The sequence below is a fragment of the Bacteroidota bacterium genome (genome assembly GCA_016699695.1).
Lineage (GTDB): Bacteria > Bacteroidota > Bacteroidia > Bacteroidales > UBA10428 > UBA10428.
Genome location: CP065006.1, coordinates 1,556,971 through 1,582,848, shown reverse-complemented (window position 1 = coordinate 1,582,848; position 25,878 = coordinate 1,556,971). Strand labels below are relative to the sequence as shown.

General features: G+C 44.4%; 12 protein-coding genes. 6 read left to right on the top strand and 6 right to left on the bottom strand.

Going from position 1 to position 25,878, the window contains the following annotated elements:
• From IPM71_06695 to glgP, 3 genes are all read left to right on the top strand, one after another.
• Positions 1-1,293, top strand: coding sequence for a glycosyltransferase family 4 protein (locus IPM71_06695; GenBank protein QQS52415.1), 1,293 nt, complete (start codon positions 1-3; stop codon positions 1,291-1,293).
• A gap of 52 nt (positions 1,294-1,345) precedes the next feature.
• The gene (locus IPM71_06690; GenBank protein ID QQS52414.1) at positions 1,346-2,653 is read left to right on the top strand and encodes a polysaccharide deacetylase family protein; all 1,308 of its coding nucleotides are present in this window, start codon (positions 1,346-1,348) and stop codon (positions 2,651-2,653) included.
• Positions 2,654-2,827: 174 nt separating this feature from the next.
• On the top strand, positions 2,828-7,063 hold the full coding sequence (gene glgP, locus IPM71_06685; protein ID QQS52413.1) for an alpha-glucan family phosphorylase: 4,236 nt from the start codon (positions 2,828-2,830) through the stop codon (positions 7,061-7,063).
• A 241-nt stretch (positions 7,064-7,304) separates the two neighbouring features.
• Here glgP and IPM71_06680 read toward each other — a convergent pair whose 3' ends face one another.
• From IPM71_06680 to IPM71_06655, 6 genes are all read right to left on the bottom strand, one after another.
• Complete coding sequence (locus tag IPM71_06680; GenBank protein ID QQS52412.1) at positions 7,305-8,318, bottom strand: hypothetical protein; 1,014 nt, start codon at positions 8,316-8,318, stop codon at positions 7,305-7,307.
• A 76-nt stretch (positions 8,319-8,394) separates the two neighbouring features.
• The gene (gene trxA, locus IPM71_06675; protein QQS52411.1) at positions 8,395-8,712 is read right to left on the bottom strand and encodes a thioredoxin; all 318 of its coding nucleotides are present in this window, start codon (positions 8,710-8,712) and stop codon (positions 8,395-8,397) included.
• 132 nt (positions 8,713-8,844) lie between these two features.
• Positions 8,845-13,329 carry a DNA polymerase III subunit alpha gene (dnaE, locus tag IPM71_06670; protein ID QQS52410.1) on the bottom strand — a complete coding sequence of 1,495 codons (4,485 nt, stop codon included), beginning with the start codon at positions 13,327-13,329 and terminating at the stop codon, positions 8,845-8,847.
• Positions 13,330-13,495: 166 nt separating this feature from the next.
• Positions 13,496-14,008: a thioredoxin gene (locus IPM71_06665; protein QQS52409.1), complete on the bottom strand. Its 513-nt coding sequence runs from the start codon at positions 14,006-14,008 to the stop codon at positions 13,496-13,498.
• Positions 14,009-14,212: 204 nt separating this feature from the next.
• Positions 14,213-16,123 (bottom strand): DUF3857 domain-containing transglutaminase family protein, encoded by a 1,911-nt coding sequence (locus IPM71_06660; GenBank protein QQS52408.1) that lies wholly within the window; start codon positions 16,121-16,123, stop codon positions 14,213-14,215.
• A gap of 2 nt (positions 16,124-16,125) precedes the next feature.
• The gene (locus tag IPM71_06655) at positions 16,126-17,997 is read right to left on the bottom strand and encodes a hypothetical protein (protein ID QQS52407.1); all 1,872 of its coding nucleotides are present in this window, start codon (positions 17,995-17,997) and stop codon (positions 16,126-16,128) included.
• A 686-nt stretch (positions 17,998-18,683) separates the two neighbouring features.
• Here IPM71_06655 and IPM71_06650 point away from each other — a divergent pair.
• The 3 genes from IPM71_06650 to IPM71_06640 all read left to right on the top strand — a co-directional run bounded on the left by IPM71_06650 (position 18,684) and on the right by IPM71_06640 (position 25,871).
• Positions 18,684-19,277, top strand: coding sequence for a 30S ribosomal protein S16 (locus IPM71_06650; protein QQS52406.1), 594 nt, complete (start codon positions 18,684-18,686; stop codon positions 19,275-19,277).
• An 18-nt stretch (positions 19,278-19,295) separates the two neighbouring features.
• Positions 19,296-19,823, top strand: coding sequence for a hypothetical protein (locus IPM71_06645; GenBank protein ID QQS52405.1), 528 nt, complete (start codon positions 19,296-19,298; stop codon positions 19,821-19,823).
• A 294-nt stretch (positions 19,824-20,117) separates the two neighbouring features.
• Positions 20,118-25,871 carry a PKD domain-containing protein gene (locus IPM71_06640; GenBank protein ID QQS52404.1) on the top strand — a complete coding sequence of 1,918 codons (5,754 nt, stop codon included), beginning with the start codon at positions 20,118-20,120 and terminating at the stop codon, positions 25,869-25,871.
• Positions 25,872-25,878: the final 7 nt, after the last annotated feature.

The following is a 25,878-nucleotide window of genomic DNA, read 5'->3' as shown; positions in this document are numbered from 1 at the left end:
ATGAGAGTATTAATGTTTGGTTGGGAATTTCCTCCCCACATATCTGGCGGACTCGGAACCGCCTGTCACGGATTAACCAGAGGCTTGCACTCTCTGGGTGATGTTGAAGTGCTTTTTGTAATTCCTAAAGCCTATGGCAACGAAACTTCCGATACAGTGGAATTGATTGGTGCCAATACCGTCGACCTGGGATCGCGAAAAAAGGATTACCGCAAGTACCTCGAGAAAATTCACTTCATTGAGGTCGAATCGAACCTGCGGGCTTATGCTACACCCGAAGAGTACCATAAGACTGCCGAAGAATACAAGACCCTCGATAAACAGGTAGAGCTGATTGATACCCGACTGGGCCGAACCCTCGATTTTCAGGGAGGTTATGGCGGCAACCTGTACCAGGAAATCGCCAATTATGCTGTAGTGGCCGGGGTCCTTGCTAAAAAGTACGATTTCGATGTCATCCATTGCCACGACTGGTTAACCTTTCCTGCTGGCATCGCTGCCCGCAATGCCTCCGGAAAACCCCTGGTAATTCATGTGCATGCCACCGACTTCGACCGTAGCGGCGGGAGTGTGAATCCGGGGGTATACAACATCGAGCGGCAAGGGATAGAAGCCAGTGATTGTATTGTAGCCGTGAGCAATCTTACACGCAATACGCTTATCCAAAATTATGGTGCAGATCCCGCCAAAGTGCATACTGTATACAATGCAGTGGAACCCATCAACAGAGAGGCAATTAAAGCCAAAAAAGGCATTACGGACAAAATTGTAACCTTTTTAGGTCGGGTAACCCTCCAGAAAGGACCCGGTTATTTTATCGAAGCAGCCCATAAAGTCTTGCAAAAAACTTCCGATGTTAGTTTTGTAATGGCAGGTAGCGGCGAAATGCTGAACCAAATGGTACAGCGGGTTGCCCAATTGCGCATTGGCGACAAGTTTCATTTTACAGGTTTTCTGAAAGGTGATGAGGTGCTTGAGTTGTACGAAATGAGCGATGTGTATGTCATGCCTTCAGTATCGGAACCATTTGGCATTTCGCCCCTCGAAGCCATGCAATCCAACGTTCCGGTAATTATTTCGAAACAATCGGGTGTTGCAGAAGTCTTGCATCACGCCGTGAAAGTTGATTTTTGGGATATCGATGCTATTGCCGATGCCATTTATTCCATTATCAGCTATCAGGGACTTTCATCGCATTTTAGAGCCCACGGAAAGAGTGAGGTAGAAAATTTACGATGGGAACAGTCGGCAGCGAGGGTGCGCGATTTATACTCTAAGCTAATATCACAATAATGAATTTTTAAAATATTCATCCTTTAAAAGGATGAGAATAAATATTCAATAGATGAAGTCAATTTGCTTTTATTTTCAGGTCCATCAGCCCATGCGGTTCAAGTCGTACCGCTTTTTTAGTATCGGCCACGACCACTATTATTACGACGATTACCTGAACGAATCGGTGGTGAACAAGGTAGCTAAACATTGTTACCTTCCTGCCAACGAGCTGTTTTTGAAATTAATCCGACAATATAACGGTAAGGTGAAAATCAACTTCTCTATTTCAGGCGTGGCCCTCGATCAGTTTAAATTGCATGTACCAGAAGTAATTGACAGTTTCAGGGCACTTGTCGATACAGGGCACGTTGAACTGATTGCTGAGACCTACGCACATAGTCTTGCAGTGTTTAAGGATCGTGCTGAATTTCGGAACCAGGTCCAGGCCCATGCGCGGGAAATTAAAGAGCTTTTTGGTGTCGAGCCCCGGGTGTTTCGCAATACCGAACTGATTTACAGCGATCAGATCGGAGCCGAAGTGGCAGAATTAGGATACCAGGCCATCCTTACCGAGGGTGCAAAACATATTCTGGGATGGAAAAATTCAAATTTTTTATACAGTCACCCTAAAGCCAGCAACCTGAAAGTGCTTTTGCGCAATTTTCCGCTTAGCGACGATATAGCCTTTCGTTTTTGCAACAAAAGTTGGGCAGAGTATCCGCTTACTCCGGGTAAATACATGGCATGGGTGGCTGAATCGCTAAAAACCGGCGAGGTGGCGAATATATTTATGGATTACGAAACCTTTGGAGAACACCAGAAAGCAGATACAGGCATATTTCAGTTTACCGAAAAGATTTTCAAAGAAATTGCGGGTAGCAAGACTTACCAGCTTAATACGATTTCCGAAGTCATCAGTCACTATCAGCCTGTTTCGGACATTCAGGTACCCAACCCCATTTCCTGGGCCGACGAGGAGAAAGATCTTACGGCCTGGCTCGGGAACGACCTTCAGGAAGATGCATTTAACAAACTATATTCGCTGACCGACCGGATTAAAAAATGCACCAACAAGCATTTGCTTACCGATTGGAAATACCTGCAGGCAAGCGATCATTTTTACTACATGTGCACAAAACTATTTAGCGATGGAGCGGTGCATGCCTATTTTAACCCTTTTAATTCGCCCTACGATGCTTACATCAATTACATGAACATTTTATCGGATTTTATAGCGCGCTTAAATGCCGCCGTACCTCAGAGCAAACAAGAGCTCGAATTATCAAATCTGGCTGCTGTCATTCAAGAAAAGAATACAACGATTGAAAAATATGAAATAGAGATTAACAAATTAAAAAAAAGGCTTAAACAAAAATAATCTGTATTATTTAAAGGTAGCCCCCTATCGAAACGACAGGTATAAGCCAAAAAACTTGCCTTTTCTGCGTTATTGAGAAGAAAATTAAGAGAATTAACAAAAACTTAGTATTAATACCCATTTTGGGGTTATCATTATTACCGTATCTTTGTGCCTTCCATCAAAACATAGAGCATGTCAGCAAAAACACATACAACCGATTTCCTGTTTGAAGTAAGCTGGGAAGTCTGTAACAAGGTAGGAGGTATACACACCGTAGTAGCCACCAAATCCGTTAGCTTTAAGAACGACTTGGGCGACCACCATATCATGATAGGCCCCGATCTGGTGCATATCGACGAAGAGATGCACGAATTTGAACTCGATACCCATCTTCATGCCGCCTGGCGTGAACAGGCAAATCGCGAAGGACTGCGGGTTAAAATAGGACGTTGGCGTATTCCTAGCCGACCGGTGGTCATTTTAATCGATTTTAGTAATTTCCTGCCGCAAAAAGACCAGATTTTTTCTCAACTCTGGGAAGATTACAAACTCGATTCGCTTTCGGGCCAGTGGGATTATATCGAAGCAGCACTCTTTGGCTATGCCTCAGGAAAAACTATCGAGAGCTTTATCAAGTTTAACCTTACGCAAAAAGAAACATCAGTAGCTCAATTTCATGAGTGGATGACAGGTTGCGGTATTCTGCACCTAAAGAAGAATCTGCCGCAGGTTGCTACCGTGTTCACCACACATGCCACTGCAGTGGGCCGTTCCATTGCCGGTAACGGACGCCATCTTTACGATAACCTGAACAGTTACAACGGAGATGATGTGGCACGCGAATTAACCATACTGTCGAAACAATCGCTCGAAAAACTTTCGGCCCTAAATGCCGATATTCTTACCACTGTTAGCGACATTACTGCCCGCGAATGCAGCCAGTTTTATGGCAGAACCGTCGACCTTGTCACTCCCAATGGTTACGAAGATACCGACATACCTACCGAACCTGAGTTCACAAAAAAGCGAACTACAGCCCGCCAGAAATTACTGGGTACTGCCTCCACACTTTTGGGCGAAGCGCTGCCCGAAAATACTTTTATTGTGGCTACCAGCGGGAGGTACGAATACCGCAACAAGGGAATCGATCTCTTTCTCGAAGCCCTGAAACGTCTGCAGGATTCGAATGAGTTAGACCGGCCCATTCTTGCCTATCTTTTAATTCCGGCAAATCACTACGGAGCCCGGAAAGAACTGCAAACTGCCATGGCCGAAAACAAGCCCTGCGATTGCGGCCTGAACTACATTACCCATTACCTCCACGATCCAGAATGGGATCCTATTCTGCAAAATCTCAGCAAAAGCAACCTAAACAACAGTAAAAATCAGAAGCTAAAGGTAATTTTTGTGCCCTCTTACCTGAAAGGCGACGACGGCATTTTCAATTTGCCTTATTACGATTTGCTCATTGGTTGCGACCAGACGGTATTTCCTTCTTATTACGAACCCTGGGGATATACTCCGCTCGAAAGCCTTTCTTTCCATGTGCCTACCATCACTACTTCGCTGGCTGGCTTTGGAGCATGGGTTAAAAAAGAGTCGAAAGGCAGCAACGATGGCATTGCAGTGATTGACCGCACCGACCATAACGATGCCGAAGTGATTGAAGCCATTAAGACTGAAATGTTGCGCGTGTATAAGCTTAAACCCGCTGCCACCGAAGCAGTAAGGAAAAATGCTTTTCAGACATCACAAACCGCTCTTTGGAAAACACTTTCTTTTTTTTACAGGCAGGCTTACAGCCTTGCTATCGCAAAAGCACAGGGCCGCTCCGATCAGTTTGTAGAGATAGTTGAAAAACAAACCGAAAAAGTTTACGAAGAAATAAGACCACTTTCCAACAGTCCGCAATGGAAAAGGATTATCGTGAAATCGAGTCTGCTGAAAGATCTGGAAAAGCTGAATTCGATAGTCGAAAACATCTGGTGGACCTGGGACGACGATGCACAGGCGCTCTTTCGCGATATCGATCCTGAAAAATGGCGTCAGTGCGAGTATAACCCTATGATTCTTTTCGAACATGTACCCGTAGCACGTCTGCAGGAACTGAGCAAAGACCAGAATTATATCAACAGACTGAACCAGGTATATGACAGGCTACAAGAATACCTTAAGGGCGGAAATGACCTGAAAGGGCCTAAGATTGCCTACTTCAGTATGGAATTTGGTTTTCACGACAGTTTGAAACTCTATTCCGGAGGTTTGGGCATATTGGCAGGCGATTACCTTAAGGAATCCAGCGATGCCAAAGTGGATCTTGTTGCAATCGGACTGCTTTACCGCAACGGGTATTTCACCCAGGTAATTACCAACAAAGGCGAACAACAGGCAGTATACGATTATCAGCATTTCTCGAAATTGCCGGTGCACCCGGTGCGGGGCGTAGATTGCGATTTTCTTACAATCGAAATAATGCTTCCCGGACGCACGCTCCATGCACGCGTGTGGTACCTCGAGGTAGGTCGCAACAGATTGTACCTGATGGATACCGATTTTGAGAAAAACCTACCCGAAGATCGCGTGGTAACACACCAACTTTATGGTGGCAACAACGAAAACCGCTTAAAACAAGAGTTGTTACTAGGTGTTGGTGGTATCAGGCTTTTGGCTGCACTGGATATCAAACCAAACCTATACCATCTCAACGAAGGGCATAGTGCCTTCTCAGGCCTCGAGCGCATACGGCGCATGATGAAGAGCAAGCAGTTTACATATCAGGAAGCCAAAGAAATTGTGCGTAGCTCTACTCTCTTCACTACCCACACGCCAGTACCTGCCGGCCACGACCACTTCGATGAAGACCTCCTTCGTCAGTACATGGGACATTACCCATCGCGCATAAACATGAGCTGGGAAGAGTTTATGGCCCTTGGCCGGAGTAATCCGAACGACTGGGGAGAAAAATTCAATATGAGTTACCTTGCAGCCCGGCTTTCGCAGGAAATTAACGGCGTGAGCATGTTGCATGGCGAGGTTACAAAAGACATGTTTGTTCACCTGTGGCCCGGTTACCTGGCTCAGGAATTGCATATACATTATGTTACCAATGGGGTACACTGGTCGACCTGGACTGCCCCGCAATGGAAAGAAATATATTACAAACTGTTCGATGGTAATTTTGTCGACAACCAAATGGATTTTAACCGTTGGGAAAAAATTCACGAAGTCGACAATAAAATTATCTGGGATTTGAAACAATCCTTGCGCAAACGGTTGATCGACACCATCAAAGGACGCCTGCAAGAATCGTGGATAAAACGGCATGAAGATCCTAAGAATATCATTGCCATCAACCACTCTTTATCGGATAAAGCCCTGACAGTAGTTTTTGCACGTCGTTTTGCCACCTATAAAAGGGCTCACCTGCTTTTTAAAAACCTCGACAGGTTGTCCAGATTACTCAATAACCCAGAAAAACCTGTTCAGTTCATTTTTGCCGGAAAAGCTCATCCTGCCGACAAAGCCGGACAGGATTTGATTAAACTCATTGTCGATATTTCACGTCGCCCCGAATTCCTGGGTAAAATCCTATTCCTTCAGAATTATAGTATGGAACTGGCCAAGTACCTTGTTTCGGGTGCTGATATTTGGCTCAATACACCCACAAGGCCCCTGGAGGCTTCGGGAACCAGTGGCGAAAAGGCCGTGATGAATGGCACCATGCATTTTAGTGTATTAGATGGTTGGTGGGTAGAAGGCTACAAACCAGATGCCGGTTGGGCACTTACCAGTGAGCGCTCTTATGACAATCCTGAATTCCAGGACGACCTGGATGCAGAAACCATTTACAGCATTTTCGAAAACGAAGTCATCCCTGCCTTTTATAATCGTGGTAAAGATGGTATTCCCGAAGAGTGGGTTAAATTCATTAAAAATACCATTGCCGGAGTTTCGCCAAATTTCACAACCCGCCGGATGATTACCGATTACCAGGAGAGGTTTTACAACCGCTTGTTCGAGCGCAGCCAGAAAATGTTTGCTAACGACTATGCGGAGATAAAAAATCTTTCGAAATGGAAAAGGCAAATTGAGCGCTCATGGCACAATATGGAAGTACTCGATGTTCAGTTGCTGGAGAAAAACACCGAAACTATCGATGCAGGTAATGTTTACCAGGGCAACGTAGTGTTACGCTTAAACGACATCAAACCTGAAGATGTTGGTGTAGAATTGGTTGTATCGTCCGATTTCCGCGACCTGATCCAGCGCCAGCCATTTGTACTTGAAAAGGCCGACAAGAATAAGGCTGTATTTAAAATCGATGCAGTGATTAATCGTCCAGGAACCTTTCAATATGGTATCAGGGTGTTCCCAAAACACGAATTACTGCCACATCGCCAGGATTTTGGTATGTTGTTGTGGATCTAACTTACACTTTCAGATAGCAAAGAAAGCCCGGAATAATGCATTCCGGGTTTTTTTATTCGTGAGACTTAAATTTCATGAGTTCACGAAATGAAATTTTATAGTCGAATCCCGATTTACATCTGGACTGAAAGCGGGTGCGCGGGTAAATACCCTGCCTCTTGAAGCGAATAAAATAAAATCCTTTGCAGATACTCCGTCAGTTTGCTGCGGGGAGCTTCATTTGAAGTAAAAACTCTTATGTCTATAATAGGGGCTCAGGCAACAAACTATTGAAAAAAATAAAGGGGCCCGTTAAAAGGAATAGTACGAAAAGAACCTGGTTTAACAGGTTAATGCGGCAATTGGAGAAATAGTACGAGAACAGATAACTCAAAGGAACAGCTACCAAGAGCAAGTTCTCAGGATGAGTTGTTGGCCAGAGCAGGAGAATTGCCAAAGGAAACAAAAACAGGAACAGGAAGAGAAGAGATAACCTGCGCACAATTATTTTCATTTTTACAAAATCATTCAAAGCTTTCCAGGACGATATAAGAAACAATGTTGAATAGAACCCACCTGCTATCCAGGAAATTAAACTGAGATCAAGACCCGCACCTGACTTTATAAGTTTTATTGCCTCTGCAAAATATTGTTTAAAGCTCACATCGGTTAAAAACATCAACGCAAAGAGTATGGCATAGGGCCAGAGTGCCCCTAGTACCAAAAATACCAATTCTCGCCAGTATTGTCCTCTTAAACGGAAAAGAAGAAACAACACATAGAGCTGGAAGAACAAGAGAAAAGGGTTAAACATGCTGGCAATAGACAGAATCAGCGGTGCATTGAAGAAAGCATACGACAACGATTTTTGTTCCGAAGCCCGGAACAAGCTGTCGAGTGTAAACAAGAAAACAGGAATACTTAGAAGCACATACGAAAATCCTCTGTAAGAAATAAAAAAAGGCAAGCTAAGCACCACGAAAATTAAAAGGGGCATCAAGCTTCTGCTGCCAAGCAATTGGTATCGTATAGTGATGCGGGTAAGGTAAAACCCGGAAATAAACAGAAGGGAGAGGTTGAGTACGGTTGAAATTACGGGGTAATTGTCGAGGGTATGTAAGCCTGGCAGAAGATAAAACAAGGCATAAGAAGACTGATTGTGTACAAAAGGCACATAGCTTTTATGTGCGATTACCATAAACCCTGTAACCAGCATGAGCAAGACAAGTATAAGAATAGTAAATGGCTGGTTTTCTCTGAAAACTTTTAAAAGCATTAAAAGTCAGGTTTTAGGAATAAAGGCCGGCAGGAATGCATAGAAACCTACCGGCAAAAAGAGTTTCGAAATTGTGCTATAAAAGACCTTCCAGTTTGTTCACAAAGGTGCTTTTCGGACTGGCTCCAACCTGCTTGTCTTTTACCTCGCCATTTTTAAAAAATAGCACGGTAGGGATATTGCGTATGCCAAATTTAGCTGCTACACCCGGGTTAGAGTCAACATCAACTTTCCCAACAATAGCCTGGCCCTCAAATTCTTCGGCAATTTCGTGGATTATCGGACCTACCATGCGGCAGGGTCCGCACCATTCTGCCCAAAAATCTACTATTACAGGTTTATCAGCTTTTAATACAATTTCTTCAAAATTCGAATCGGTTATTTCTAATGCCATCTCACAATAAATTTAGATTTGAAAGAACAAAAATACTATTTCAATAACAAAGTTGAATACAAAGTGTTCCGAAATTATCAGCAATAAACCATTGTGCTAACCGAAACCATTCGGCACCAGATTAGTCAGTAATTAGCCGAGGGTATATTCAATGTTGTTTTTCTCGAGAAATTCGATCAATTCGTTGCTCACCTGCACCATGGTGTTACGCGAAAACATTTCCACTTCGGTCTTATCTTCATCATCGTAAATATTAAAACTCAGAATAGCTTTACCACGGCTATGTTCGGTTTGTTTCAGCAGCTGGGCAATGGTTTGGCTGGTGAGTTCTCTCAGTGGCATACGAAGAGAAAGGCTTTTCACCATTTCGTCGCGCACGTTGGCCAGCAAACTAATCGAAAGAATTTTAAACTCCAGCTCACGCACTTCCTTTTTCCAGGGGTTTTCCTGAACTGTGCCTTTAATAAGAAGTGAATAGCCTATGAAAAGATAGTTACGGAGGTTTTCGTAATCCTTTCCGAAAAGCATAAATCGGTGCGAATCGGAATAATCTTCGACGGTAAAAGCTCCATATGGACGGCCTGTTTTGGTGCTCAGGTGTTTCACTTCGATAACCAGTCCGGCTACCGACACTTGTTTGTTGAACAATTTGGGCAGGTCTTGCAGATCGGCAAGGGTGTTGCGTGTAAAGTTTTTAATTTCGAGTTTGAAATCATCGAGCGGATGCGACGAAAGGTAAATGCCAATAAGTTCTTTTTCGCGGTTGAGCCTTTCGAGTGGTGGCCATTCTTCGCCTGTTGGAATGGCTGGTTGGCGCTGGGCTGTGAGGTAACTGCTGTCGTTGCCAAACAAGGTATTGGAATTCTGGTTGGTTTTTTTCAGGTTGCCATATTTTACCAGCTGATCGATAAATGTCTGGCCTTCTGCGTCAGACAGGAAGAACTGATGCCGCCGGATTCCTTCAAAACTATCGAAACAACCTGCCATCACCATGTTTTCAAGAGCTTTTTTGTTTACGGTGGAAAGGTTCAGACGGGTAACAAAATCGAATACAGTGGGAAAGGGTCCGTTTTTTTCGCGTTCGGTAATTATGCTCTCCACTGCACCTTCTCCTACGCCTTTAATGGCGGCCATGCCAAAGCGTATGTTGCCTTCGCGGTTTACAGCAAAGGCTGCCTTACTTTCGTTCACATCAGGCACTAACACCTGAGCCCCCATGCGGCGGCATTCTTCCATGAGTTTCGATACCTCGGTAATGTTAGTAAGGTTTCGGCTCAGGGTAGCTGCCATAAATTCTGCAGGAAAGTGCGCTTTCAAATATCCGGTCTGATAAGCAATATAGGCATAGCATACCGAATGCGACTTGTTAAAGGCATAACTGGCAAAGGCTACCCAGTCTTTCCATATTTTATCGATGAGTTCCGTGGCATTTTTATTTTCGGCTTTGCATCCTTCCATAAATTCAGGGTTTTGCAAACATCCTTCGGCAAATTTAAGTTTCAACTCTTCCATCATAGCCAGGTTTTTCTTACCCATGGCTTTACGCAAGGTATCAGATTGTCCGCGGGAAAATCCTCCAAGTACCCTGGCCAGCAACATTACCTGTTCCTGAAATACTGTAATACCATAACTTTCTTCGAGGTATTGTTTCATCAGTGGGTGGTCGTATTCCACTTTTTGCCGTCCGTGTTTTCGGTCGATAAAGTCGGGGATGTATTCCATGGGGCCTGGCCGGAAAAGAGCATTCATGGCAACCAGGTCCTCGAAACGGTTGGGTTTGAGAGCCCGAAGGTGTTTTTTCATTCCGGGCGATTCGAACTGAAAGATGGCCGTGGTCTCGCCCTTCGAAAACAAATCAAACGTAAGGGCATCGTCGCTTGGAATTTTGTCGATGTCGATGTCGATACCTTTCGATTGCTTAATATTGATAAGCGCTTCCTTAATAATCGACAAGGTTTTAAGCCCTAAAAAGTCCATCTTTAGCAAACCAATCGATTCAACAAAGCGACCATCATATTGCGTAGTAAGCAAGGTTTCATCCTTGGTAGGCATAAGAGGAATGTGGTTGTCGAGCGGGTCTTTGCCAATTAAGATCCCGCAAGGATGCACTCCTGTTTGCCTCACCGAACCTTCAAGTGTACAGGCATATTCCAGTGTTTCAAGTTCTATCTGGTTTCTTGTAGATCGTGCTTTTTGTATTTCGGTGGCCACAAACAGCTGCACATCGAGGGTGAGTGCATCACCATTGTTTTCATCACTTCTGGTTTTTTTCCGGGTCAGCAGCAACTGATCGATGGCTTTTTCCAGGCTGCCGTTTTTCTTTTCCAGCTCGAGCACTTTCTGGTAGGCTCTTTTTAATTTTCCATTTTCCGGAAATTCTTTGGTAATCCGGTTGGCTTCGTCGAGCGGAAGTTTCAATACCCTTGCCACATCTTTAATAGCCATTTTAGCAGCCATGGTCCCAAAGGTGCATATGTGTGCCACCCGGTCGCGGCCATATTTTTCAGTCACATAATCGAGTACGAGCTGACGGCCGTCGTCGTCGAAGTCGATGTCCACGTCAGGCATAGAAATACGATCCGGGTTCAGAAACCTCTCAAAAAGCAGATTATGCTGAATAGGATCGATGTTGGTAATGCCCAGGCAATAAGATACTGCAGCCCCGGCAGCCGAACCCCTTCCGGGACCAACCAGTACGCCCATTTTCCGTGCTTCGGCAATAAAATCCTGGGTAATGAGAAAGTAGCCCGGAAAACCCATCTGCTTGATAGTGTTCAGTTCAAACTCGATGCGTTCCATTTTTGCGCCTTCAAGGCTATCGCCATAACGGTTACTGGCACCAATACGGGTAAGGTGGGCGAGGTAGTCCGATTCGAGTTTGATGCGCAACACCTCTTCGTAAGTCCCCAGTTTATCAAATCGTTCAAACTCGGTTTTAAGGTCGGCCTCGCTGTATTTCTGGCGATAGATTTCCATGGTGCCAAATTCTTCCGGTATCGGAAATTCGGGCATAATGGGGTTGGCATCGAGTTCATAGAACTCAACTTTTTGGGCAAGCTCCTGGGTCCGTAGCAACACTTGCGGCATGTCGGCCCAGAGGGGATACATTTCATCGGTGGTTTTAAACCATTCCTGACGGGTATACCGCATGCGGTTTGGATCGTCTACATCTTTTCCGGTATTCAGACAGATCAACAGATCATGGGCTGCTGCATCTTCTTCGTTTAAAAAGTGCACATCGTTGGTGGCAATCAGCCCTATTTCGTATTTCTTTGCCAGCTTGATGTATTCGGCAGCCACATATTTCTGGTTATCGACAATTTCTGCTTTCAGTTGCGGATCGGTTGTCGGGTGGCGCTGCACTTCGAGATAGAAATCTTCACCAAATACTTCTTTGTACCATAAGATTGCTTTTTCGGCTGCTTCGGGTCCCTGGTTGAGAAGAATCCGTGACACTTCGCCACCCAGGCATGCCGAAGATACAATGAGTCCTTCGCTGTGCTTTTGCAACGAAGGCTTGTCGATACGGGGTTTGTAATACATTCCCTGGGTATTGGCCAGAGAAACCAGTTTTAGCAGATTGCGATATCCTTTTTCATTTTTAGCCAGCAAAATGACATGAAAATTCGATTTGTCTTTCTGCAACATATCGTCAACAAGATAGGCCTCGCACCCGATTATGGGTTTGATACCCGCTTTTTTACAGGCCACATGAAACTCTTTGGCGCCAAACATGTTTCCATGGTCGGTAAGGGCCAACGCATCCATGGCGCATTCTTTGGCTTTGCTTACCAGCGAAGCTATGTCGGCAGCACCATCGAGAATGGAATATTGCGAATGCACATGCAGGTGAACAAATTTTTTGGTGCCCTCGAAACTGGGGATAGGCTCAGACTCCGAACTGGTAATTTTTCTTGGTTCGGAGGTCAGGGTTTCAGTCATGAAATTCGACTCGATCGCAATGTCGAAGGGCGGAATGGGCTGTGGGTTGTTTGAAAGGAACTGTTGGTAAAAATCGGCCGACAGTTTTAAACGCTGCACTGAAATGATGTTCAGTCTTACTAATTCCAGAAAACAACGTGCAGTGGCTGCCACATCGGCCATGGCATTGTGGGCTTCGTCGAAACCTTCGTCAAACAATTTCTGATGGAGTTCGCCCAGGTTGGGCCATTTGAATTTACCACCCCTTCCGCCGGGCAAAGCACAAAAGTCGGTGCTTTCGTCTTTTGTATCCACCGAAGTCAGTTTATGCAGCGGGGTTACTATGTTTTTGCGTAAAAATTCAGCACCGACAATGCTGAGGTCAAATTCTACGTTATGGCCTATTACAAATTCGGTCTTTTCGAGTATAGCATTGAATTCTTCGAGCACCCAAGCCAGTTCAAGTCCGTCGCGCAAAGCCTTTTCGGTGGTAATGCCATGCACTTTTGCTGCCTGAAAAGGTATTTGATAACCTTCGGGTTTTACAATGTAACTTTTTGCTTCGACGAGCGCACCGGTTTTGTCGTGCAATTGCCAGGCAATTTGTACCATGCGGGGCCAGTTGTCGGAATCGGTCAGGGGAGCTTTGTAGTCGCGGGGCAGACCGGTGGTTTCGGTATCGAAAATCAGGAACATGCGAGCGGGGATTTAAAAGAGCTTTGAATCCCAAAAATACAACATGCCTGCCGATTCGCCTGTGTGTTGTTGATAACTATGGAAAAGTAACAAAAAAAACACCCGAAAATCTTTTCTATCTACAAGATTTATCGGATGCTTTTCAGGCGCTAAAAGCGCTAAAGGTCTATTGTTTGGGTTCGCCAAGCAGAACCTGTTCAATCTGCTGACGGAACATTTCTTTTGTTTGCTCCGGAGTTTGTGCAATGCCCGACGACATCGAAGGGTTGGCATCGAGTGGCATAAACAAAAAGGTAGGTATGCTTTGTATACCAAACACAGAAGCCAATTCACGTTCCTGGTCTACATTTACCTTATAAATTATAATACGGCCGGCATATTCTGCAGCCAGCTCGTCGAGTATAGGCGATGTCATTTTACAGGGGCGGCACCAGTCGGCATAAAAATCAATCAGGCCGGGTTTTTTCCCTTTGTAAACCCAATCTTCCGGATTTGTTTCATAATCCATTACCTGTTCCAGAAACAGAGCCTTGGTAAGGTACACAGGCTTGCCTTCTGAGTTTTCGTTCTTTTGTGCCAGGCTATCTGTTTTCGATTCGGCAGTTTTCTTTCCATCGCTGCTGGTGCAGGAGAGTGTAGCCATAGAGGCTATCAACAAGGCTAAAAAAAGTGTTCTCATTTCGAAGTATTTAATCGTGTTGTGTTTTCTGTTTAATACGCAATATTTTCTTTTGTTATAGTTACTAAACGCAAAAGACAAAAAATAGTTTTGTTTAATATGTATATATCTACAATATTACATATAATATGCCAAACATCAAACCAAACTCTGAAATGACAAAATGTCGGAGGGATTTACTTGCAACTCTCGCTAACTAAGTTATTAGAGTGTCTTAAGGACAAGACGGAGATTGTCAGCTTTCGAAACGAGTTTTGCAAAATCGTATAATTCGTGGATACGTTCCTTGGGATATTCTCCTTTTTTAAGTTCGAAATAGCGGGTATACATAAGTTTGTTTCCCTGCTGCTCAATTTTATAATGGTACGAAGCAAAATCTGTTTCAAGCGTTTCCGGTTCCGGTAAACTTGAAATTCCAAATGATTCTGGCAGATTATACACAATGGTGTCTACCTCAGAGTAAGATCGCCTGATCGATATATCCGAGATTCTTTTACCAGGGTTTCCGGGCAATTTACCGATTTGGTTCATGAAATTAGGTGTTAAAAACACATTGCTGCCCATAGGAACAGCCAGTCTTCCTATTTCCAGACTTATTTGTTCTATTCCTTTTGGCTTATTCTGCTCTAAAACTTCATAGGAATGGCTTTTTAGAAAGGCTTTTGGAAGGCCGATTTTGTCAAGAATCGACTTTTCGCGGTCAGTCTTATCAAGGTGCAAAGCATCAAAAACCTCTTCTAACAAAGCTCCTTCGTAAACCGAATGAATGTTTGCCGAAGCATCGCCGTTTTCAAAGACATCGACAAGGGTTCGGGTGGTTTTTCGGTTTTCTGATGCTGAATAGGCAGGTGTACGCACCAGGTGGCCTCCATTTTCATTCACTACCAACACATCCCTGTCGTCGGTAAATGACCCCATAAACCCACAGGGGGCATCCATGCTCGTACATTCGAGCCAGAGCGTATCTTTATCAAGGGGTACACATAAAAATGCATGGTTAAATTGGCTATAAGGAAAATCCGATAACACAGGACGACTTTCGGAACCGGCACCTACAACTGTGTAAAATGAGTTAATACCAGTAGCCTTAAGCAAGGCCATGGTATAATTGGTAAGGGCTTTGCAATCGCCATATTTTACCCGGTCGACAAAATCCGCTTCAAAAGGTTGAAAACCACCAATTCCGAGCTGCACGCTTACATAACGGGTGTTATCTTGTACGTATTTATAGATCAGCTTAATTTTATCGAGTGTATTATCTGAGTCGCTTACCAGTTGCAAAATTTTACTTTTGGTTTCTATAGGAAGAATGTCTCTTCCCTCATTGAGATTCATCAACCATTTTCCAAGATCAGACCATGAAGAGGAGTTTCCGTAGTAACCATCGTAAAAGAACTCTTCGGGAGCTACAATCACCATTGGAAAAAAACCATAGGGTTTTGCAAAGATCTCTGATTCGATTGCCGGGAGTTTGGAGACCTGCCATTTCTGAATGAGCGTATCATCAAAACTTTCCTTCACAAGGAGGTTCATCGGATCGATTTGTTTAACCCGTACTTTCATTTCAGGGTTTACTTGCAGCTCGAATTGCGCATTTTCGACCGAAACAAACTCATTATGCATATAAGGATTCCATGTGGGTAAGTTGATATAGCCTTTTAATTGCATTATGAATTTATATTCTATTGTAAAGGGATATTCCGATGCTGCAGGTGTATATACTTTAACTCTTGAATCGGAGTAAATGGTTCCTTGAGGGATGGCACTAACGTCAAAGAATCCAGAGGTTCCAATTTGTTTAATTAGTTCCCCTGAGGCATTGTACATCGCCGCAGAAATGGATTTAATCTTTCTTTGATCGTCATAATATTCTCGAAAATAGGAATCGGACAGCCCATTTTTATTGAGGATAGTGATTGCATAGCTGATATGTACCGCAGCATCCGATTCTGAATTAACTACCAGTGTTTGATTAAAATACCTTATGACGGACTGAGCATTTATTTTCAATTCTCTTGGAATAGAATCGGCATTAAATCTGTTTTTTTCGGCTGCGGTTAAAATGGTTCCGTTAGTGCAGAGAAATAGAATAAGGGAGTAGAGGAATGCTTTCATGTTTAGGACTTAATAATAATTAAAGGTTCGGACAATTTTTTAATTGCCTGACTGAAAAATTCGCGTAATTGTTCGTATTCAGTGACATAAAATACCTCTTTGTTGATGTCCATTTTCATGATCACTGAAACCTTGTTTGCGGAAGAATTTACCACATAGGTCAAAGCCACAGAATTGTCGGGAAGACCCATTTTGATTGGCGATGGCAATTGCTCTACCTTATACCCTTCAGGCAGAATAATGTTTAAGGTATAAGAAGTGCTTTTAGGTACCGTAAAATCTACCGGGTAAGTTCTTTTTTCCAGCACAAAAGGGCTTTCTGTTATTTGCAGGTGAAGGAGCGGGTTTAAATAAATTTTATTGTCGAGTTCGTAGGCATAATTTTCTAAGCTTAATTCACATTTTTCAATGATAGGTTTGTCAATCGAATCGATGTTTGCGATCGAATAGTTTAAGATTTCGAGTCCGGAATGTTTTTCCTCGCGACTTTCTACAAAGGCTTCTTCACTGTTAAAAGTTTTGTAATCCAGACGAGTATCATAGGCTGCATAATCTTCATGTTTAGCAGTAAAAGTTCCGCTTAAACTGAGGTCGTCATTTAATTGAAGTATGAGCATTTCAGTTTTCTTTTCTTTGCCTTGTGGCTTCAGATAAACTGCTATGGCGATATCCTTTTTAATAATTTGTGCAAGACCATTTAAACAACGATAGGGAAGCATGCCCAGCGGTAACTCTTGTTCTGTAGCATCCAGAAAATATTCTTTTTCCCCAACCTTGGTGTAGGCTATCACATAATTTAACCTACTAGGGCTGGGGTATTGGGCAGACAAGATTGAATTGTCTCGAGTACTAAGCACAACCGGGTAGGCTTCATAATCGAGTTTTTTTAATAAGTTCACCAGTAAAAGATTTATATCGGCACTGTTGCCAGCGCCATCTCGCAGAATTGTGCCGAGGCTAACGTTTGTGGAGGTATAGAGCCTTTCTCTCTCATTCCACCTAACTCTTTTTTTGATTGCGTCATGGGCTGCCCTAATTTTTTGAGCGTCAGTGGTGTATTTTTCATTAATCTCTTGGGCAATATCGTTTAAATAACCGGCCATTTTTAGGTGACCACCGAACCACTCCGATTCATCCAAACGTCTTGCCACCGCATTCCAGTCAGTGGCGAAGTCTTTATAAAGAAAACCCGGAATGGCTATCCGTTCGAGATCAATATCGAATTTTGTAATGTAATTTTCATATGAGTTGATATAGGGCTCAGGTTTAAAAGCAGGTATATCCTGACCTACCCATCGAGTATTAGAAATATTACTCAGAGGTGCATAACCGGTAAAGCGCTTCTGAAAATAGACATAATCTGCCTGGGGTAAAATCAACTCACTCCACACAACGGGTATTTCTCGCTGAAAACCCCATTCTGTCGGAGGAAATAGATGTCGGAACTCGATTTCAAACACCGAACCCACTTTTACGTTGGGCATAGCCACCCGGAGATTATAATAATCCTCGTAAACACGCACACGAAAAATGGATTCATTATTAAGCTTTGTTTCCTCTATTTCGCCGTTGACGAGATTGTATGTTTTGCCTCTTATGTCCGTTTTTTCAAATCCAGGATAAGCACCATTAGCCACATATAAGCCTTCTTTTTTTAATATTTTTATACGCACGATGCGGGTAAACATATAGTCCTGAGGGTTAAAGACCCCGTAATCGCACAATACCACGGCAGCGGCTGAGGAGTCTTTATCATAAACAGTCATTGTCAATTCTTCCTGGCTCACAGAACCGAATTTTATCGGTGGTTTTGCCAACAAATTCATTGAGAGAAAGAGCGCGCCTAATAAAAAGGGAATAGAAGCTTTTTTCATTGGATATGCTTTTAAGAAATTATTTTTTCTGGCGAATTTATTTTAACTGTTTTCTTTAATGGCCTTTACTCCAAATGCAATGGGTAGAATCTGATTCAGGAGTTAAAACAATTACTTGATACAATAATTCAGCGACTACTTACACCTATTCTTGTTTGTAAAGACTTAAGGCCATAAATATATATTCTCTTCGTTAAATAGCAAATCGTCCGGTATTTTTCTCATAGTAGATTTTCAGATAAAAATTCCGAACAATAGGAATAACGCCAGAAATTATTTCTTACCAACCTTAAAATGCTGATAATTTATATTTAAACCAAATAAACATAAGGTCGGTTACTGTATTGAAATCACTATTATCCGGTAAATTGTCAAAAATGATGAAATGTTTTATAATGTTAGAAATAAATTTTTTTGTTTTATTCTGATGCCCCTGGGTTACTCACTCCGTTCGTGAAAACGCTGCGCTAAGTAAAGCCAGGGGTAATTGATGTCGCACTAATTAAGGGCTTTAGCCCAACTGTCGAAATTTTTACCGAACAACTGTATATTGAAATAAAAAAATAGGATGTAAACCTTTGAAATAAAATTTTGATTTGTACCTTTGCTGCCCGTTTTATCCCGCATGGATTTATGCATTAAATCGAGCGGGACAACGTAGGTTGTTTCACTTAAAGTTTTTATTTATGCCCGCAAAAATTCGTTTAGCACGACACGGCCGTAAAGCACGGCCAATCTACCACATTGTGGTAGCAGATAGCAGGGCGCCACGAGATGGTAAATTCATCGAGAGATTAGGTACTTACAATCCTAATACTCATCCTGCTACAATTGATCTGGAGTTTGATAAAGCTCTCGATTGGTTGCAAAAGGGCGCTCAACCTACCGACACAGTAAAGTCTTTGCTGTCCAGAAAAGGTGTGATGATGAAAAAACACCTGCTCGACGGAGCCAGAAAAGGTGCTTTCTCAGTAGAAGAAGCTGAAACACGCTTCGAAACCTGGATGAAAGACAAAGAAAGCAAACTGCTTAAGGTAGTTGAAATGGCATCGAAAGACAAAGATGCAGCTGCAAAAGCTGCACTGCAACGCGAAGCCAAAGTAAACGAAGAAAGACTTGCAGAAATCGCCAAAAGAAAGGCTGATGCTTTAGCTGCGAGTAAACCTGCTGCCGAGGAAGCAGAATCCGAAGTGGAAGAAGCTCCTGTGGCAGAAGCAATTGTTGAGGAAACCCCAGTTGATGAGGCTCCTGCAGCAGAAGCTGAGAACAAGGAAGAATAGACCCTTCGGGGTTTCCCTATGATCAATCTGAACGATTGCATCGGCATCGGGCAGTTTACCCGCCCGCACAGCTACAAGGGACAGCTTAAGCTTAAGTTGAATAACATTCGCTTCGACGAAATTACTGAAATGGAATGGGCCTATGTCGTACTCGACGGACTGCCTGTTCCATTTTTTATTGAAGAGTTTACCGAATTTTCGCCCGATACGCTGGTGGTAAAATTAAAGGGAGTAGTGAGCGAAACCCAGGCCCGGGAGCTCTGCCCGGCACAGGTTTTTATTGATAATGCCGTTGTTCAGGCAACACCAAGCCCCCAATTCGAACCCACTCACCTGAAGGCTTATCGTGTGGTCGACATTGAATTTGGCTACCTTGGTCTGCTTGAACAGATTATCGAGCATAGCCTAAACCCTTTGATGCAGATTTTCAATGGTTCGACTGAAATCCTAATTCCTTTTCACGACAAATTTTTACTAGGCATAGATCATAGCAAGAAAGAATTGCTGGTAAAATGTCCCGAGGGTCTGATCGACCTGAATAATTAATATCCATCTCCCATTTTTTTCGTATCTTATACTGACTTAGAAGTAAAGTACTTCTGAAAGCTGTATTTCTCTTTCATTCCCTTACACGAACATTTAAAATATTTTGACGAACAAATAAAAAGTGTTGACGAAAGCAACATTTTAAACTTTGTCACGTAAAGAGGTATTACAAACTACTAACCAACTGGCTGCTTCGGCAGCCTTTATATCCGAAAAGGTAACCACCCGTTCAACAAACCCTGAAAAGTGGGTTGAACGATGCCTTAGAGATTTTGTAATATCAATAGCCGGCGTGTGAAAACCACAAAACTACTAACTTCTTTTTCACTCCTGTTGCTTGGAGTAGTTCCGATCAAAGCGCAATGCGACCTGATTACCGTCAATGGTAGCACTCAGATACCAAGCGGCGTATGCGCTCCTGTCAATTTCGCAATGGAGGCACATTACGAGTTTCTGTTTCCGGTTGATCCGGCCCTGGTTCAGATTCTTTACCGCTGGAACGATGTAGCCAACACCGAAACCCTTGTGCCAGGCAATTGGAATGCTGCTAACGACTCCATTTGGGCAGTTGCCAGTCATGTATACCTTCCCGACATAGAATGTTCGAAAACTGCAGAAGCCATTCTGGTATACGATGGTGTACCTTGTATCAGCAGTGGTTATCAGAGCCAGATTTTTGCCACCTGGGGTACCGACGAAGAAAACAGTGGTGTGTTGCAAATTGAGCCGGTGGTGCATTATATATGCGAAGGGGTGGATGTGGTGGATTTCACTTTCGAAGATAATTCAACTTTTAATTGCAACATAAGCATTGAACAGGATAGACCCAACCGGCTCGATCGTTGGGTTCAGTTTCACTATAACACCTATACTCAGGCAGGCGATCGCATACCCAATGTCACTGTGCGCGATAACGGCGGGGTAGTGCATACGATGACCGATGCAGCCGGCAACTTTTCGGGCAGCCTCGATGGCCCCATTGTACGGATACCCTATCCTGCCGATGGCCCGAATCAAACTTCGTATCCGATCAGTGCACCGGCTGGCGGTGTGGCAGGTGATATTTTTGAAATTACCCTGCGGAACTGGAATGTATGCAATCCTTACGACAATACCCCTAACAATGGCATTCCACCTGCCGACCCGGTTAATGGCGATAACCCACCCATTCTAACCACCGCACGCATCGAAATCATAGCTCCCACTCCAGTTACTGTGCCTGCTTTGTTTGAATTTTGTACCGGCGATGTACCTGTGCTTACCGCCAATGCAGGGGCTGCCGAGATACGCTGGTACCGGGATGCCACTCTGGATACACTTTTATTTATAGGTCCAAATTATTACCCCAGTGCAGCTCCCTTTTACCTCGACTACGACGTGCCGGGGACTTATTCGTTTTATGTCACCACCTTTCAAGGCTTTTGCGAGAGTGCACCTACACGGGTCGATTTAAATATCTATCAATCACCCAACCCTGCTTTTGCAGGAAACGACCAGACCATCTGTGCCGATACAGTAACATTAAGAGCCAACGGCAGTGCAGTAGGAACAACTGTATGGACCACAACTGGCGGGGCTACTATCCTTTCGCCTTCCGATTCGGTAACAGCTGTCGCCAACCTCGACTTCGGTGCCAACCTCTTTGCATGGACCATCAGCAATGGGCCCTGTGCTACCAGCGATTATGTAACAATATTCAGTGACCGCCAACCCGATTCTGCCCAGGCAGGTCCCGATCAGCAGCTATGTGATATAAATGCATTGCCACTTTCTGCTACTCCACCAAACTTTATGGGCAGTGGAATTTGGAATGTGGTTTTGGGCAATGGCTTCTTTGCCGATAGCTCATTACCCGGCACAACTATTTCTGGGCTTGCCCATACCACCAACATTTTGGTGTGGAGGGTCTCGAGCCGCTATGGTGTTTGCCCAATAACGTACGATTCGGTGCAGCTTACAGCCGATTTTTCTGCTGGAGTCGCCTTAGCCGGACCAGATCGATTGTTCTGCGAAATATCCGCTACACCGCTGACCGGGAATGTCCCTGTCAATAATGGTATTGGATATTGGCGTATGATCTCAGGTTCGGGTATTATTGCCGATACTTCTAGTGCTACTACTTTTATTAATGGATTTGGATATGGCACTAACAGTGTTAGCTGGAACCTGGCGAGCAAGCTGGGTATTTGCCCGCGAAGCACCGACACCCTGCTGATTGTGCGTGACCAGACTCCCGGACCTGCCATTGCCGGACCGGACAAAGCCTTTTGTTTCGTTACCCAGGATAGTTTACTAGGAAATACCCCCTTATTGGGCAGCGGTAGCTGGAATGTATTGATTAACCCGTCAGGCATTCCGCCTGCTTTTTCGCCCAATAACATCACACCCCATACACTTTTCTCGGTATCGCCGGGCAACGAAGGTTTTTATCAGCTCGAGTGGCGCCTGCAGAATGGTTCCTGTATGACCCGCGACACAGTGAACATCGATTTTGGTGTACCGGTACCACAGGCATTGGCCGGGAACGATACAGTAGCCTGCGGATACGATTATCAGCTTCATGGAAACAACATTGTACAGGGTTTGGGAACCTGGTCGGTACTGATTGGACCGGGAGCTGTTACCTTTACTGCCGACAACCACCAGCACGATGCGATGGCCACTTTTATTCCGGGTTTCGAAGGACTGTATCAATTCGAGTGGAGGCTATCCAGTGGTTCCTGTCCGCCTACGGCCGATACCGTAAACATCGAAATAACCCTTGCCCCGCTGGCTCCTGTATTGGGCACTTTACAATCTTGTGGTCCCGATAGTTTTGCTATCAGCATTCCTTCCGGAAATCCTCGAAACAAAGTATTCTGGTATGCCAACCTCACCGATTCGATAGCTTTCTTTTCGGGCAATCCTTATTCAACAGGAATGGTAAGCAACTCTGTGACCTATTATATAAAACTGCGCGATACTATTTCTACCTGCGAAAGCCAGCGTGTACCTCAACCGATAATCATTGACCTGGTTCCCGATGCTCCCCTACTTACAGGCGATACCTTGTGCGAACCCGGTTTAGCCACATTTTCTGCCATTCCTGTAACACCTGCCAACAGGGTTCTTTGGTACGATAATATGTCAGGTAGTGCATTGGATACTGCAAATTTTCTGGTGGTGAACCCACTCGCTGCCAGCAGGTATTATTACGCCAGGGGGCTGAATACCCTTACCGGATGCATCAGTGAGGCCGACTCGGTGCTGGGTGTCGTGCACCCGGTTATTCCGGCTCCTGTGGTGACACCAGATTCTGCCTGTGGTAGTGCTGTTTTTGTTCTTGGCGCCGGTAAGACCTTTGCAGGGAACAGTTTGTTTTGGTATAATTCCGATACCAACCTGGTAGCCATTGGCGATTCGATGACCACCACACTGATTACAACCAGCACTGATTTTTTTGTTGCCGAATACAATCCGCTTACCCAATGTCTAAGCGATTTATCCAGGATGCCCATTGTTATACATCCTGTCCCAATGCTCCCAATCATTAATGATACTTCAAGTTGCGGGCCCTCCCAGTTTGTTTTGAAAGCTAAAGGAAATCCGGTACCCGGAACCTTCCGCTGGTACGACGATCCATTGGCAGGCAACCTGCTGGCAGAGGATGACAGCCTCATAACGCCTTATCTGATTTCGAACCGCACTTATTGGGTGTCTGGCATCAATACCTTTACCGGTTGCGAAGGCCCTCGCGAACAAGTGGATGTTGCCATTTTCCCTAACCCGGCTATCATCGATATACTGGGGCCTACCTTGGTACTTAAAGACCAATCGAATGTGGTGTTTTTTGTCATCAACGGACAACCGGGTTCGAGCTATACATGGGATATTCCGGCCGGTATTGTGGTAGAATCGAACATGAATGATTTCGTCAGGTTGGCTTTTCCGCAAACCGGAAGTTTTGTGCTTTCTGCCTTTGAAACAACCATCAATGGCTGTGTGGGTATGCCGGTTTATCATAGTATTACGGTAATTGAAGATTCCATTGCGGTAGATATTGGCGATGTGGACCAAATTGCCTGTACCGCTGAGATGTTTGAAATAAAACCCTGGTTGTTTGGAGGCACACCACCTTATATCTACAACTGGACTGGCGACACACAGTACCTCTCTTCAGTAAACACCTTATTTACTCAGTTCGATCCTCCGGGAACAGGTCAGTTCAGGCTTTACCTCGAAGTGATTGATGTGAACCTGAAAGTGGCCCGCGATTCGGTTGTGATTACCGTGCATGAGTCGCCGGTAACCTCCATTATCAATACCGATTTTCTTACTTGTGTGGGCGATCAATACCAGATACTCACGCAATCGTCGGGCACAGAACCTTTCACACACCTGTGGACAGGGCCTATTCACCGGCTCGACAATTATGCCATTGCCCAGCCAGTGTACGTTCCTTACCGCGCCGATACCACCACTTTCTATTATTTACTTAGCGATGCCATGGGTTGCAGAGCTTATGACAGCATACAGATTGTCTCCGACGAAGCTATTGCGGCTTTTAATGTATTAACTCCTCCTGGCTGCAGTCCGCTAGCTGTGCAGTTCGAAAACACCTCGTTGAATGCCTTAAATTACCTTTGGAACTTTAGTGGCGAAGGTAGTTCTACAGCCATCAATCCAACCTTCACCTTTGTAAACACCACACCCGAGATTAATTACCTCGAAGTGAGTCTCCGGGCTACCAGTCCGCTAGGGTGCACCGATGAGGCAAAAAACTATGTAATGGTTTGGCCCAACCCAAGTGCCGACCTTACTGCCCTGCCGGAGACCAGTTGTAACCCGGCCCGCAGCATGTTGGTGTCGACACCGGGCAACCGCTATTATCATTGGAGTTTTGGCGATGGGGGCACAGATACCACCACTTCCGATTTCAATGTATTTCATACCTGGTACAATTCCTCCTTTAACGACAGGCAATATCTGGCCAGGGTAATTACCGAATCGCCATTAGGATGTTTTGATACAGCTCAGGTTCAGATTACTGTTTTTGCAACCCCAGAGGCCAGTTTTACAGTGACTCCGGAAGAAAACACCTTTCCAGACAATAGTTTCGAATTGAATAATACCACAGCCGGAAATTGGACCTACCACTGGGATTTTGATAACGGCACCAGCTCTGACCTGCAGCAACCCGGAGAGATCGTGTATTCAGAGCAGGGCTATTATAGCATCCGACTTACCGTATCTGGCAATAGTTGTCGCGATAGTGTAACGCACAATGTACGCCTGATGCCGGCTCCACCAGTGGCCGAATTCAAAGGTGCCGACGATGGCTGCATGCCGCATACGGTGACCCTCATCAACAATTCTCAATATGCCCATTCTTACTATTGGGAGTTTGGAGATGGAAGTGTTTCTACTGCCAAGGACCCGACATATACCTATTACGAACCGGGCATTTATAAAATAAGGCTTAGGGTAGCTGGTCCGGGAGGTGTGTCGGAGTTCAGCGATACTACACGTGTATTTATTCTTCCCCATTCCTTTTTCGACCTGGCGCCACGCTATGTGTATGTAAACGATGAGCCGGTGCATTATTTCAACCTTTCCGACCATGCCGATATCATTGAATGGGATTTTGGCGACGGAAACAAATCGACCGAACAGAGCCCAAAACATATTTACATGCAAGAGGGTGTTTACAATGTCACCTTAAAAGTATGGACCGTAAATGGATGTTTCGACCTGTATGTTATGGAAAATGCCGTGTTGGTAGAACCCTCAGGTATTATTGAATTTCCGAACGCTTTCCGCCCAAATTCGAACATCGAAGAGAACAGGGTATTTAAACCCGGAGTCATAGACCATGTAGCCAATTATCACCTGATGATTTTTAACCGCTGGGGAGAGCTCATTTTCGAGAGTTTCGACCAGGAGACAGGCTGGGATGGTTCTTATGCCGGGAAAATAGCCAAGCAGGATGTGTATGTCTGGAAGGTGATTGGATCCTATTCCGATGGAAAAGGATTTGAGAAAACCGGGAATGTTACCCTCCTATATTAATAAGGTA